At 56.6% G+C, this 13,276-nt stretch carries 13 protein-coding genes; 11 read left to right on the top strand and 2 right to left on the bottom strand.

Features of this window, described 5'->3' with window-relative positions; genetic code table 11:
* Positions 1–53: 53 nt before the first annotated feature.
* On the bottom strand, positions 54–2,048 hold the full coding sequence (tkt, locus tag AC07NP_RS15425) for a transketolase (protein ID WP_494660983.1): 1,995 nt from the start codon (positions 2,046–2,048) through the stop codon (positions 54–56).
* Positions 2,049–2,068: 20 nt separating this feature from the next.
* Positions 2,069–3,019 carry a transaldolase gene (gene tal, locus AC07NP_RS15420; RefSeq protein ID WP_494660982.1) on the bottom strand — a complete coding sequence of 317 codons (951 nt, stop codon included), beginning with the start codon at positions 3,017–3,019 and terminating at the stop codon, positions 2,069–2,071.
* A 273-nt stretch (positions 3,020–3,292) separates the two neighbouring features.
* Here tal and maeB point away from each other — a divergent pair, with 273 nt between their 5' ends.
* From maeB to eutG, 11 genes are all read left to right on the top strand, one after another.
* Positions 3,293–5,572 carry an NADP-dependent oxaloacetate-decarboxylating malate dehydrogenase gene (gene maeB, locus AC07NP_RS15415; RefSeq protein ID WP_494660981.1) on the top strand — a complete coding sequence of 760 codons (2,280 nt, stop codon included), beginning with the start codon at positions 3,293–3,295 and terminating at the stop codon, positions 5,570–5,572.
* A gap of 159 nt (positions 5,573–5,731) precedes the next feature.
* Positions 5,732–6,067, top strand: coding sequence for an ethanolamine utilization microcompartment protein EutS (gene eutS / locus AC07NP_RS15410; protein WP_192613012.1), 336 nt, complete (start codon positions 5,732–5,734; stop codon positions 6,065–6,067).
* Positions 6,068–6,079: 12 nt separating this feature from the next.
* On the top strand, positions 6,080–6,559 hold the full coding sequence (gene eutP, locus AC07NP_RS15405) for an ethanolamine utilization acetate kinase EutP (protein ID WP_192613011.1): 480 nt from the start codon (positions 6,080–6,082) through the stop codon (positions 6,557–6,559).
* Positions 6,537–7,238 carry an ethanolamine utilization acetate kinase EutQ gene (gene eutQ, locus AC07NP_RS15400; protein ID WP_494660980.1) on the top strand — a complete coding sequence of 234 codons (702 nt, stop codon included), beginning with the start codon at positions 6,537–6,539 and terminating at the stop codon, positions 7,236–7,238. The genes eutP and eutQ overlap by 23 nt, the downstream gene beginning before the upstream one ends.
* Positions 7,239–7,247: 9 nt before the next feature.
* Entirely contained in the window at positions 7,248–8,057 is an 810-nt protein-coding gene (gene eutT, locus AC07NP_RS15395) for an ethanolamine utilization cob(I)yrinic acid a,c-diamide adenosyltransferase EutT (RefSeq protein WP_276294402.1), read from the top strand.
* Positions 8,047–9,063 (top strand): phosphate acetyltransferase, encoded by a 1,017-nt coding sequence (pta, locus tag AC07NP_RS15390; protein WP_494660979.1) that lies wholly within the window; start codon positions 8,047–8,049, stop codon positions 9,061–9,063. Before eutT ends, pta begins: the two co-directional genes overlap by 11 nt.
* Before the next feature lie 36 nt (positions 9,064–9,099).
* Positions 9,100–9,393, top strand: a complete 294-nt coding sequence (eutM, locus tag AC07NP_RS15385; RefSeq protein ID WP_005121908.1) for an ethanolamine utilization microcompartment protein EutM — start codon at positions 9,100–9,102, stop codon at positions 9,391–9,393.
* 105 nt (positions 9,394–9,498) lie between these two features.
* The gene (gene eutN / locus AC07NP_RS15380) at positions 9,499–9,786 is read left to right on the top strand and encodes an ethanolamine utilization microcompartment protein EutN (RefSeq protein ID WP_162379037.1); all 288 of its coding nucleotides are present in this window, start codon (positions 9,499–9,501) and stop codon (positions 9,784–9,786) included.
* An 11-nt stretch (positions 9,787–9,797) separates the two neighbouring features.
* On the top strand, positions 9,798–11,201 hold the full coding sequence (locus AC07NP_RS15375) for an aldehyde dehydrogenase family protein (RefSeq protein WP_494660978.1): 1,404 nt from the start codon (positions 9,798–9,800) through the stop codon (positions 11,199–11,201).
* A 33-nt stretch (positions 11,202–11,234) separates the two neighbouring features.
* A complete protein-coding gene (gene eutJ, locus AC07NP_RS15370) occupies positions 11,235–12,074 on the top strand; it encodes an ethanolamine utilization protein EutJ (RefSeq protein WP_494660977.1) in 840 nt (279 codons plus the stop codon).
* Positions 12,064–13,251 carry an ethanolamine utilization ethanol dehydrogenase EutG gene (gene eutG / locus AC07NP_RS15365; RefSeq protein WP_494660976.1) on the top strand — a complete coding sequence of 396 codons (1,188 nt, stop codon included), beginning with the start codon at positions 12,064–12,066 and terminating at the stop codon, positions 13,249–13,251. The genes eutJ and eutG overlap by 11 nt, the downstream gene beginning before the upstream one ends.
* The last annotated feature ends 25 nt before the right edge of the window (positions 13,252–13,276 follow it).

The following is a 13,276-nucleotide window of genomic DNA, read 5'->3' as shown; positions in this document are numbered from 1 at the left end:
CTATCTGTAGGCCGGATAAGACGCGTTAGCGTCGTCATCCGGCGTTGCATACATCAGGCGTTCAAAACCTTGTGTGCTTTCTCCACAATGTTCTCAACCGTAAAGCCAAAGTGGGGGAACAGTTTTTCCGCAGGCGCAGATTCCCCGTAACTGGTCATCCCGACGATGGCCCCTTTCAGCCCGACATATTTGTACCAGTAGTCGGCAATTCCCGCCTCGATAGCCACGCGTGCGCTGACGTTCGAGGGCAAAACTGATTCCCGGTACGCGTCATCCTGGGCGTCGAAAATATCTGTTGAAGGGAGGGAAACAACGCGGACATTGCGGCCTTCTCCGGTCAGCTTTTCTGCGGCCTGTAGCGTTATCTCCATTTCAGAACCGGTCGCTATCAGGATCACATCCGGTTTTCCTCCGCTGTCTTTCAACACATACCCGCCGCGGGCGATGTCTTTGACCTGCTCGGGTGTGCGCTCAATCTGAGCCAGGTTCTGGCGGGAGAGGATCAGCGCCGTCGGGCCGCTGCGACGCTCAACGGCCAGTTTCCAGCCGACTGCCGCTTCGACCTGATCGCACGGACGCCAGGTGCTGAAGTTTGGCGTCAGTCGCAGGCTCGCTAGCTGCTCCACCGCCTGGTGCGTCGGACCGTCTTCACCCAGACCGATAGAGTCATGGGTATAGACCATGATTTGCCGGGCTTTCATTAGCGCTGCCATTCGGGCTGCGTTGCGGGCGTATTCAACAAACATCAGGAAGGTGGCGGTGTAGGGTAAGAATCCGCCGTGATGGGCGATGCCGTTGGCAATGGCGGTCATGCCGAATTCGCGTACGCCGTAGTGGATATAGTTTCCGGCCAGATCCTCCGTCAATGAAGTGGAGCCTTTCCAGATGGTCAGGTTGCTGGGGGCGAGATCGGCCGACCCACCGAGCAGTTCCGGCAGCAGTGGGCCGTAGACATTCAATGTGTTCTGCGAGGCTTTACGGGTGGCGATTTTAGCCGGATTAGACTGGAGTTCGGCGATATATTTTTGGGTGGTCTTTTCCCAGGATTTGGGCAGGTCGCCGTTCATCCTGCGGGTAAACTCTGCGGCCAAATCGGGGTAAGCTTTTGCATAGGCGGCGAACTTCTCTTGCCACGCCTGCTGCGTTTTCCCGCCTTTTTCATGGGCATCCCAGGCCTGATAAATCTCTTTAGGGATCTCAAAGGCAGGATGATGCCAGCCCAGTTTCTGGCGCGATAATGCCACTTCTTCCTGGCCAAGCGGCGCGCCGTGCGCCTCTTCTTTACCGGCTTTATTCGGTGAGCCAAAGCCAATCACCGTCCGGCAAAGAATCAGCGACGGTTTATCTTTCACGCTCTGCGCTTGCAAAATCGCTTTTTTCACCGCTTCCGGGTCATGGCCGTCGATCTCCTCCACCACATGCCAGTGGTACGCTTCAAAGCGTTTTGCTGTGTCATCGGTAAACCACCCTTTGGTTTCGCCATCAATGGAGATGCCGTTGTGATCGTAAAAACCGATCAGTTTGCCCAGCCCCAACGTGCCCGCCAGCGAACACGCCTCGTGGGAGATCCCTTCCATCAGGCAACCGTCGCCCATAAACACATAGGTGAAGTGATCGACAATCTCATGACCGGGCTGATTAAACTGCGCCGCCAGCGTACGCTCGGCGACAGCCATCCCGACGGCATTGGCTAAGCCCTGGCCCAGCGGTCCCGTTGTGGTCTCGACACCCGGCGTATAGCCGATCTCCGGGTGTCCCGGCGTTTTGGAGTGCAACTGGCGGAAGTTCTTTAACTCTTCTAACGGCAGGTCGTACCCGGAAAGATGCAGGAGGCTGTACAGCAGCATGGACGCGTGACCGTTGGACAAAATAAAGCGGTCACGATCGTGCCAGCCGGGGTCAGCGGGATTGTGGCGGAGAAAATCATTCCACAGCACTTCGGCGATATCGGCCATCCCCATTGGCGCACCGGGATGTCCGGAATTGGCTTTTTGCACGGCATCCATACTCAGCGCACGAACAGCATTGGCAAGATCTTTACGGGTCATAAATCACTCCGTGGCAAGGTTTACAGTTTGGCAGCAAGCAGGTCTTCCAGTTTGCGTTGGTCAACGGCGAACAGACGAATGCCGTCCGATAATTTTTCTACTGCCATCGCGTCCTGATTGTGTTCCCAGCGGAATTCCGCTTCCGTCATTGGCGTTGGGCGGGGGAGCGCCTGGGAGGATGGCACCAGTTTGCGGACCACCGGGTCCTCGTTATCCTGTAGCTCTTTTAGCAGGTTAGGGGCGATAGTCAGACGATCGCAGCCGGTCAGCGCCAGAATTTGTTCGGTGCGACGGAAGCTGGCGCCCATGACGATGGTGTCATAGCGATGCTGCTTGAAGTAGTCGTAGATGTTACGTACTGATTTCACGCCCGGATCTTCATCGACCACGTACGGATCCATCGGGCTGCGCGCCTGATACCAATCGTAAATACGACCGACAAAGGGCGAGATCAGAAATACGCCCGCTTCGGCGCAGGCACGTGCTTGCGCAAACGAAAACAGCAGCGTCAGGTTGCAGTTGATCCCCTCTTTTTCAAGCTGCTCTGCGGCACGAATGCCTTCCCAGGTTGAAGCCAGCTTGATAAGGATCCGTGACTTTTCGACACCTTGTTGTTGGTAGAGGTCTACCAGATGGCGCGCTTTTTGAATGCTCTTCTCTTTATCGAAAGAGAGACGCGCATCCACTTCGGTCGACACGCGACCGGGAATGCTATTCAGAATCTCCGTACCGAAATTGACCGCCAGTTTGTCGCAGGCTTCAGCCACCTGCTCACGCTGGGTTTTCCCGTGATGTTTGCCCCAGACAACCGCGTCGTCAACCAGATGACCGTACTGGGCTAGCCCGGCGGCCTTCAGCAACAGCGAGGGGTTGGTCGTGGCATCCTGAGGGTGATAATGACGAATAGACTCAATATCACCACTGTCGGCTACGACTGTCGTGAATTGTTTGATACCGTCTAACTGGTTCATAAGAAATACTCCTTGAAAAGTAAAGTGTTAGCTGAGTGCTGTGATTCACACTTCTGAGAAATTCATGGGGTATATCACAAAAAAGCATAGCAGACGGGCATGGTATTGCTGGTTTAAGCAGGTAACATGGCAGTTATAAATTGATAACAAATTCTTTCTTTGAGTAGTGAGAGTTTGGTGACGTTCAAAGTTTGTGCCGCCCAGTAAGGCGATAATGTGCGGCTCAATTGAACCGCGCCACTTTTTTGATCGATACGTGAAAGGAACAACAAGATGGATGACCAGTTAAGACAAAGCGCCCTTGATTTCCACGAATTTCCTGTGCCGGGTAAAATCCAGGTTTCTCCAACCAAGCCTCTTGCCACCCAGCGCGATCTTGCACTGGCCTACTCGCCAGGCGTGGCGGCCCCCTGTCTTGAAATTGCAAAGGATCCGCTGGCGGCCTACAAATACACTGCGCGTGGCAACCTGGTCGCGGTGATCTCCAACGGTACGGCGGTACTTGGGCTGGGCAATATCGGCGCCCTGGCAGGTAAACCGGTGATGGAAGGCAAAGGCGTTCTGTTTAAAAAGTTTGCCGGCATTGATGTCTTCGACATTGAAGTGGATGAACTCGACCCGGATAAATTTATCAATGTCGTCGCGGCGCTTGAACCAACGTTTGGCGGTATTAACCTTGAAGATATCAAAGCGCCAGAATGTTTCTACATTGAGCAAAAACTGCGCGAACGCATGAATATTCCGGTATTCCACGACGATCAGCACGGTACTGCGATCATCAGCACCGCCGCCATTCTGAATGGCCTGCGCGTGGTGGAGAAAAACATCTCTGACGTGCGTATGGTGGTCTCCGGCGCAGGGGCGGCGGCGATTGCCTGTATGAACCTGCTGGTGGCGCTCGGGATGCAGAAGCACAACATTGTCGTCTGCGACTCGAAAGGCGTTATCTACAAAGACCGCGAACCGAATATGGCGGAAACCAAAGCGGCTTACGCGGTGGAGGACGACGGCAAACGTACGCTGGATGATGTGATTGACGGCGCGGACATTTTCCTCGGCTGTTCAGGGCCAAAAGTCCTCACGCCTGAGATGGTGAAAAAAATGGCCCGCGCGCCGATGATTCTGGCGCTGGCCAACCCGGAACCTGAAATCCTGCCGCCGCTGGCGAAAGAGGTTCGTTCGGACGCCATTATCTGTACCGGTCGTTCTGACTATCCAAACCAGGTGAACAACGTTCTGTGCTTCCCGTTCATCTTCCGTGGCGCGCTGGATGTGGGCGCTACGGCGATCAACGAAGAGATGAAACTGGCGGCGGTGCATGCCATTGCTGAACTGGCGCATGCGGAGCAAAGCGAAGTAGTGGCTTCTGCCTATGGCGATCAGGATCTGAGCTTCGGCCCGGACTACATTATTCCAAAACCGTTCGATCCGCGTCTGATCGTCAAGATCGCCCCTGCGGTGGCGAAAGCGGCGATGGATTCCGGCGTGGCGACGCGTCCGATTGCTGATTTTGATGCCTACATCGATAAACTGACCGAGTTTGTTTATAAAACCAACCTGTTCATGAAGCCTATCTTCTCTCTGGCCCGCAAAGCGCCAAAACGCGTGGTGCTGACAGAAGGGGAAGAGGCGCGAGTCCTGCATGCCACGCAGGAGTTGATCACCCTGGGGCTGGCGAAACCGATCCTTGTTGGCCGTCCGAGCGTGATCGAAATGCGCATTCAAAAACTGGGTTTGCAGATCAAAGCCGGCGTCGATTTTGAGATCGTCAACAATGAATCTGATCCGCGCTTTAAAGAGTACTGGAGCGAGTACTACCAGATCATGAAGCGCCGGGGGATCACCCAGGAGCAAGCGCAGCGTGCGGTGATCAGTAATACGACGGTGATTGGCGCAATCATGGTGCAGCGTGGCGAAGCGGATGCGATGATCTGCGGGACTATCGGCGACTATCACGAACATTTCAGCGTGGTGAAGGATATCTTCGGTTATCGCGAAGGCGTACACACGGCAGGCGCGATGAACGCTTTGCTGCTGCCAAGCGGTAACACCTTCATTGCAGACACCTATGTCAACGATGATCCAGGCCCGGAAGAGTTGGCTGAAATTGCCCTGATGGCGGCAGAAACCGTGCGTCGTTTTGGCATCGAACCGAAAGTGGCGCTGCTGTCACACTCCAACTTTGGCTCCTCTAACTGTCCATCCGCTGGCAAAATGCGCACGACGCTGGAACTGATCAAAGCGCGGGCGCCTGATCTGATGATCGACGGCGAAATGCACGGGGACGCCGCGTTGGTGGAGAGTATCCGTAATGACCGGATGCCTGACAGTCCGCTGAAAGGGTCGGCCAATATTCTGGTGATGCCGAACATGGAAGCCGCCCGCATTAGTTACAACTTACTGCGCGTCTCCAGCTCCGAAGGCGTCACGGTGGGACCTGTGTTGATGGGCGTCTCTAAACCGGTTCACGTATTAACGCCGATCGCCTCTGTTCGCCGTATCGTGAATATGGTGGCGCTGGCCGTGGTGGAAGCGCAAACACAACCGCTGTAATTTCACTTTAATTAATTCAGGCGCGGGTTTCTCCCGCGCTTTTTTATATCCCCATTCTTAGTGATCCATCTCACCTTTTAAACCAGCTTGCCGAATTTTGTTATTTACTCTGACGAAAAATTGCCACGATGAGGAAAGTTTCAGCACAGGCGACGGGTCATGGATAAAGAACGCATCATTCAGGAATTTGTACCGGGAAAACAGGTCACGCTGGCGCATCTCATTGCACACCCCGGTGACGAACTGGCGAAAAAGATCGGCGTTCCCGAAGCCGGAGCCATCGGCATTATGACGCTGACACCAGGAGAAACCGCGATGATTGCCGGTGACTTAGCCATGAAAGCGGCTGATGTACATATCGGTTTTCTCGACAGGTTCAGCGGTGCACTGGTGATTTATGGGTCTGTCGGCGCGGTAGAAGAGGCGTTATTACAGACGGTCAGCGGCCTGGGACGCCTATTAAATTTCACGTTGTGCGATCTGACAAAAAGCTAATGAGAGGCGGCCATGAAACGAATTGCGTTTGTCGGCACCGTCGGCGCGGGGAAAACAACGCTTTTTAACGCATTACAGGGAAATTATTCCCTCGCCAGAAAAACGCAGGCCGTGGAATTTAATGAAAACGGCGATATCGACACCCCTGGGGAATATTTTAGCCATCCTCGCTGGTATCACGCCTTAATTACCACGCTGCAGGATGTCGATACGCTGATTTATGTTCATGCAGCAAATGACAAAGAAAGTCGCTTACCTGCCGGGCTGTTGGATATCGGTGCCAGTAAACGACACATCGCCGTGATCAGCAAAACAGACGTACCGGATGCCGACGTCGCCGCAACGCGACAATTACTGCGCGGATTAGGGTTTCAGGACCCCGTTTTCGAACTCAATACGCATGATCCGAACAGCGTGCAGCATCTGGTGGATTATCTGGCAGCACTTACCGAACAGGAGGAAGGGGCAGGTGAAAAAACTTATCACAGCTAATGACATTCGTGCGGCTCACGCACGTGGCGAACAGGCATTGTCGGTTGTTCTGCGCGCCAGCATCATCACCCCGGAGGCCCGCGAAGTTGCGGAGCTACTGGGTGTCACGATCACCGAATGCGACGAATCTACCCCGGTAGCCGCCGCGACATCCACTCCGGTGGATGACGGCAAAACGGACAGCCAGCGTATTCGTGAAACCATCATCGCCCAGTTGCCGGAAGGGCAGTTCACCGAAAGCCTCGTCGCGCAGCTGATGGACAAAGTGATGAAGGAAAAACAGTCGCTGGAACAAGGCGGTATGCAGCCGAGCTTTACCTCGGTCACCGGCAAAGGCGGCGTGAAAGTGATTGATGGCAGCAGCGTGAAGTTCGGCCGTTTTGACGGTGCTGAACCCCACTGTGTCGGCTTAACGGATTTAGTGACGGACAAAGACGGTAGCAGCATGGCCGCTGGCTTTATGCAGTGGGAAAACGCCTTCTTCCCGTGGACGCTGAATTACGACGAAATCGACATGATTCTGGAAGGGGAACTCCACGTTCGTCACCAGGGCGAAACCATGATTGCCAAAGCCGGGGATGTGATGTTCATCCCGAAAGGCTCCAGCATTGAATTTGGTACGCCATCGACCGTGAAATTCCTGTATGTGGCCTGGCCTGCGAATTGGCAGTCCTGCTAAGGCGGATGTATGAAGGATTTCATTACTGAAGCATGGCTGAGAGCGAATCACACGCTCAGCGAAGGAGCTGAAATTCACCTCCCCGTTGATGCTCGCCTGACGCCATCTGCCAGGGAACTGCTGGAAAGCCGCCACCTGCGCATTAAGTTTCTGGATGAACAAGGAAGTCTGTTTGTCGATGACGAGGAGCAGCAACCGCAGCCGGTACACGGTTTGACCAGCAGCGACTCGCACCCGCAGGCGAGCTGTGAGTTGTGCCGTCAGGAAGTGACGAAAAAGCCCGACACGTTGACCCATCTGACGGCGGACAAAATGGTCGCCAAAAGCGACCCACGGCTGGGCTTTCGCGCCGCGCTGGACAGCACCATTGCCTTGACGGTGTGGCTGCAAATTGAGTTGCCGGAACTGTGGCAACCCTGGCTTGCGGACATTCGCTCGCGTCTGGGCAACATCATGCGCGCCGATGCGATGGACGAGCCGCTGGCGGCGCAGTCCATCGTGGGACTCAACGAGGAACAACTGCACCGGCTTTCTCATCAGCCGCTGCGCTACCTTGACCACGATCACCTGGTGCCGGAAGCCAGCCACGGTCGCGATGCTGCGCTGCTCAATCTGCTGCGCACCAAAGTGCGTGAAACGGAAGTGGTGGCGGCCCAGGTCTTTATTACCCGCGGCTTCGACGTACTGCGACCGGATATCCTGCAGGCGCTGAACCGTCTCTCGAGTACCGTCTACGTGATGATGATCCTGAGCGTAGCGAAGCATCCGCAGACGGTCAGCCAAATTCAACAACGACTGGGAGGTGGCAATGATCATTGAACGTTGCCGTGAGTTGGCAAAAAACTCGCCTGCCCGGGTGGTCTTCCCGGACGCGCTGGACGTACGCGTGCTGAAAGCGGCGCATTACCTGCAACAGCAGGGGCTGGCGCAGCCGATTCTCGTGGCCAGCCCGTTTGAGATGCGCCAGTTTTCCCTGACGCACCGTATCGCCATGGACGGTCTTCGCGTAATTGATCCACAAAGCAATCTGCAGATGCGTGAAGAATTTGCGCTGCGTTGGCTGGCGCGGGCCGGTGAGAAAACGCCGCCGGATGCGCTGGAGAAACTCAACGATCCGCTGATGTTCGCCGCCGCCATGGTCAGCGCAGGCAAGGCGGATGTCTGTATCGCAGGCAACCTGTCGTCAACGGCGAACGTACTGCGTGCGGGGCTGCGCCTCATTGGTTTACAGCCGGGCTGTAAAACGCTGTCGTCCATTTTTCTGATGCTGCCGCAGTACACCGGACAGCCATTAGGGTTTGCCGATTGCAGCGTGGTACCGCAGCCAACGGCGGCGCAGCTGGCGGACATCGCCATTGCCAGCGCCGACACCTGGCAGACGATTACCGGCGTTGAACCGCGCGTGGCGATGCTGTCATTTTCCAGCAACGGCAGTGCGCGTCACCCCAACGTCGCCAACGTGCAACAGGCGACGGATATCGTGCGTGAACGTGCGCCGCAGCTGGTGGTGGATGGCGAATTGCAGTTTGACGCCGCGTTTGTGCCGGATGTCGCGGCACAAAAAGCGCCGACCAGCCCGTTACAGGGGAAAGCCAATGTGATGGTCTTCCCGTCGCTGGAAGCGGGCAACATCGGTTACAAAATTGCACAGCGTTTGGGCGGTTATCGCGCCGTCGGGCCATTGATTCAAGGGCTTGCCGCGCCGCTCCACGATCTTTCCCGAGGCTGTAGCGTGCAAGAAATTATCGAACTGGCGTTGGTAGCAGCAGTGCCGCGCCAGACTGACGTGAGCCGTGAAAACGCCTCGCACACACTGGTTGTATAAGGTCCCGTTCTGGACCCTTTAAACGAGGAAAACACAATGGAAGCATTAGGAATGATCGAAACCCGGGGCCTGGTTGCACTGATTGAGGCTTCTGACGCAATGGTTAAAGCGGCACGCGTGAAGCTGGTTGGCGTGAAGCAGATCGGTGGCGGCCTGTGTACTGCCATGGTTCGTGGCGATGTGGCAGCCTGCAAAGCGGCGACCGACGCCGGTGCCGCCGCAGCGCAACGTATTGGTGAGCTGGTTTCTGTGCATGTTATTCCGCGTCCGCATGGCGATCTGGAAGAAGTGTTCCCGATCAGCTTCAAAGGCGACAGCAACGACATGTAATCACCCCATGTGACGTCACAGGCTGGCGTCACTCTCTCTCCTTTTCGCAGTGTTCTCTTTGGAGAGCAGGGGGAGGTTTTACCTGAAAAAGCCACGGAGGCGGGTATGAAACTGGCAGTCGTCACAGGACAAATCGTTTGTACCGTACGCCATCAGGGATTGGCGCATGACAAATTGTTGATGGTGGAAATGATTGATTCCCAGGGAAATCCCGACGGACAGTGTGCCGTTGCTATCGACAGCATCGGGGCGGGAACCGGGGAGTGGGTGTTGCTGGTCAGCGGCAGTTCTGCTCGCCAGGCTCATCGTAGCGAAGCGTCTCCTGTCGACCTGTGCGTGATTGGCATCGTCGATGAAGTGGTGGCCGGTGGTCAGGTGATCTTCCATAAATAAGGCAGAAAATCATGAATCAACAGGATATTGAACAGGTCGTCAAAGCGGTGTTGCTGAAAATGAAAGACAGCAGCCAGCCTGACCAGACTGTTCATGAAATGGGCGTCTTTGCCTCCCTGGATGACGCGGTTGCCGCCGCAAAAGTGGCTCAGCAGGGGCTTAAAAGCGTCGCGATGCGGCAGCTGGCGATTCACGCTATTCGTGAAGCGGGCGAAAAACACGCCAGAGAATTAGCGGAACTTGCGGTTTCTGAAACCGGCATGGGACGCGTAGAAGATAAATTTGCCAAAAACGTGGCGCAGGCCCGCGGTACGCCGGGTGTGGAATGTCTGTCACCCCAGGTTTTGACCGGCGATAACGGCCTGACTTTAATTGAAAACGCGCCGTGGGGCGTGGTGGCATCCGTCACCCCGTCAACCAACCCGGCGGCGACGGTGATTAATAACGCTATCAGCCTGATTGCCGCAGGTAACAGCGTGGTGTTCGCGCCCCATCCGGCGGCGAAAGGCGTTTCTCAACGCGCCATCACGTTACTCAACCAGGCGGTTGTCGCGGCAGGCGGTCCGGAAAACCTGCTGGTCACCGTCGCGAACCCCGATATCGAAACGGCGCAGCGCCTGTTTAAGTACCCGGGCATTGGCCTGCTGGTCGTCACCGGCGGCGAAGCGGTGGTGGACGCTGCACGTAAACACACCAATAAACGTCTGATTGCCGCAGGCGCGGGGAACCCGCCAGTGGTGGTGGATGAGACCGCAGACCTGGCACGCGCCGCGCAGTCCATCGTCAAAGGGGCGTCCTTCGACAACAACATCATTTGCGCCGATGAGAAGGTGTTGATTGTTGTCGATAGCGTCGCCGATGAGCTGATGCGTCTGATGGAAAGCGAGCAGGCGGTGAAACTGACTACGGCTCAGGCCGAACAGCTTCAGCCGGTGCTGCTGAAAAATGTTGATGAGAACGGCAAAGGCACGGTTAGCCGTGACTGGGTAGGACGCGACGCAGGGAAAATTGCCGCCGCGATTGGCCTGAATGTGCCAGAGCAAACGCGCCTGTTATTCGTCGAAACGCCCGCCACTCACCCGTTCGCCGTCACCGAACTGATGATGCCGGTATTGCCGGTTGTACGGGTGGCGAACGTCGACGAAGCCATTGCGCTGGCGGTCACGCTTGAAGGGGGTTGTCACCATACGGCGGCGATGCACTCGCGCAATATCGACAACATGAACCGGATGGCGAATGCCATTGATACCAGCATTTTCGTCAAGAACGGACCGTGCATTGCCGGACTGGGACTGGGCGGCGAAGGCTGGACCACCATGACCATTACCACGCCAACCGGGGAAGGGGTGACCAGCGCGCGTACCTTTGTGCGTCTGCGTCGCTGTGTGTTGGTGGATGCGTTCCGCATCGTTTAAGTGCCTGCCCATCAGGCTAAACGGAGAGAAGAGATGGCGCACGACGAACAACAATGGCTTACCCCACGTTTGCAGAAAGCCGCAGCGCTGTGCAATCAGACACCGGCAAGCAGCGATTCCGCGCTGTGGCTGGGCGTTGATTTGGGCACCTGCGATGTGGTGTCGATGGTTGTCGACAGCGACGGAAACCCGGTGGCGGTCTGCCTCGATTGGGCTGACGTGGTGCGTGACGGCATCGTCTGGGACTTTTTCGGCGCGGTGACCATTGTTCGTCGCCATCTCGATTCCCTTGAACAACAGCTCGGTTGTCGGTTTACCCATGCGGCAACCTCGTTTCCGCCGGGCACCGACCCACGCATCTCGATTAACGTGCTGGAGTCGGCAGGTCTGGAAGTGAGCCATGTGCTGGACGAACCGACTGCGGTGGCAGATCTGCTGCAACTGGATAACGCCGGGGTGGTGGATATCGGCGGGGGAACCACCGGGATCGCCATCGTCAAGCGGGGCAAGGTGACTTACTCAGCCGATGAGGCGACAGGAGGACACCATATTTCCCTGACCCTTGCCGGAAACCGCCGCATTCAACTGGAAGATGCAGAGCAGTACAAACGCAGCAACGGGGCAGAAATTTGGCCTGTGGTGAAACCGGTCTACGAAAAAATGGCGGAGATCGTCGCCCATCATATCGAAGGACAGGGGATCGCTGATTTATGGCTGGCGGGCGGTTCGTGCATGCAACCGGGCGTTCATGACCTGTTTCGCAAGCGCTTTCCAGAGTTAGCGGTGCATTTACCACAGCACAGTTTGTTTATGACGCCGCTGGCGATTGCCAACAGCGGGAAAGAGAAAGCGGAGGGGATCCATGCAAGCTGAATTGCAGACGGCGCTCTTTCAGGCATTTGACACCCTGAATCTGCAACGGGTGAAAACGTTTAGCGTTCCACCGGTCACGTTGTGTGGTTTAGGCGCGCTTAGCGCCTGCGGGCAGGAAGCGCAAACGCGCGGGCTGACGCATCTGTTTGTGATGGTCGACAGTTTTCTGCACCAGGCCGGAATGACGGCCGCGCTCACGCGTAGCCTGGCGATGAAAGGTGTGGCGATCACGCTCTGGCCTTGCCCGGTGGGTGAGCCGTGCATCACGGATGTTTGCGCGGCAGTGGCGCAACTGCGTGAGTCGAAGTGCGACGGCGTGGTGGCGTTTGGCGGCGGTTCGGTGCTGGATGCGGCGAAAGCGGTCGCCTTGCTGGTCACGAACCCGACACAACCGCTGGCAGACATGACGGCACAAAGCGCATTGCGTCCGCGGTTGCCGCTGATTGCGGTGCCGACGACGGCAGGAACCGGGTCGGAAACGACGAACGTGACGGTCATCATTGATGCGGTCACCGGGCGTAAACAGGTGCTGGTGCATGCGGCGCTGATGCCGGATGTAGCGATTCTGGATGCCGCGCTGACGGAAGGTATTCCGTCGCACGTAACCGCGATGACCGGGGTCGATGCGTTGACCCACGCGGTTGAGGCATACAGCGCGCTGAACGCCACGCCATTTACCGACAGTCTGGCGATTGGCGCGATTGCGATGATCGGCAAATCACTGCCGAAAGCGGTGGGCAATGGTCACGATCTGGCCGCGCGAGAGAGCATGCTGCTCGCCTCCTGTATGGCCGGAATGGCGTTTTCCAGCGCGGGGCTGGGGTTGTGTCATGCGATGGCACATCAGCCAGGCGCTGCGCTGCACATCCCGCACGGACAAGCGAACGCCATGTTGTTGCCAACGGTGATGGGATTTAACCGCATGGTGTGCCGTGAACGCTTCAGCCACATCGGGCGGGCATTAACCAATAAGAAATCAGACGATCGCGACGCGATTAATGCGGTGAGTGAACTGATTGCCGAGGTTGGCCAGACCAAACGGCTCGCCGACGTCGGCGCGCAGCCTTCGCAATACAGCGCATGGGCGCAGGCCGCACTGGACGATATTTGTATCAGCAGCAACCCACGAACCGCCACGCAGAGCGAAATTATCGATTTGTACGCGGCGGCACAATAAAAGCATACCAGGACGTAGGCCGGAT

This window comes from Citrobacter sp. GW821-FHT07H02 (genome assembly GCF_059418505.1).
This window is presented reverse-complemented; position numbering and strand designations above follow the sequence as displayed.

Coding starts and splice junctions, on each gene's coding strand:
- AC07NP_RS15375 (WP_494660978.1), top strand. CDS start 9,798: ATGAATCAACAGGATATTGAACAGGTCGTCAAAGCGGTGTTGCTGAAA.
- eutJ (WP_494660977.1), top strand. CDS start 11,235: ATGGCGCACGACGAACAACAATGGCTTACCCCACGTTTGCAGAAAGCC.
- eutG (WP_494660976.1), top strand. CDS start 12,064: ATGCAAGCTGAATTGCAGACGGCGCTCTTTCAGGCATTTGACACCCTG.
- eutN (WP_162379037.1), top strand. CDS start 9,499: ATGAAACTGGCAGTCGTCACAGGACAAATCGTTTGTACCGTACGCCAT.
- eutM (WP_005121908.1), top strand. CDS start 9,100: ATGGAAGCATTAGGAATGATCGAAACCCGGGGCCTGGTTGCACTGATT.
- eutT (WP_276294402.1), top strand. CDS start 7,248: ATGAAGGATTTCATTACTGAAGCATGGCTGAGAGCGAATCACACGCTC.
- eutP (WP_192613011.1), top strand. CDS start 6,080: ATGAAACGAATTGCGTTTGTCGGCACCGTCGGCGCGGGGAAAACAACG.
- tkt (WP_494660983.1), bottom strand. CDS start 2,048: ATGACCCGTAAAGATCTTGCCAATGCTGTTCGTGCGCTGAGTATGGAT.
- maeB (WP_494660981.1), top strand. CDS start 3,293: ATGGATGACCAGTTAAGACAAAGCGCCCTTGATTTCCACGAATTTCCT.
- tal (WP_494660982.1), bottom strand. CDS start 3,019: ATGAACCAGTTAGACGGTATCAAACAATTCACGACAGTCGTAGCCGAC.
- pta (WP_494660979.1), top strand. CDS start 8,047: ATGATCATTGAACGTTGCCGTGAGTTGGCAAAAAACTCGCCTGCCCGG.
- eutS (WP_192613012.1), top strand. CDS start 5,732: ATGGATAAAGAACGCATCATTCAGGAATTTGTACCGGGAAAACAGGTC.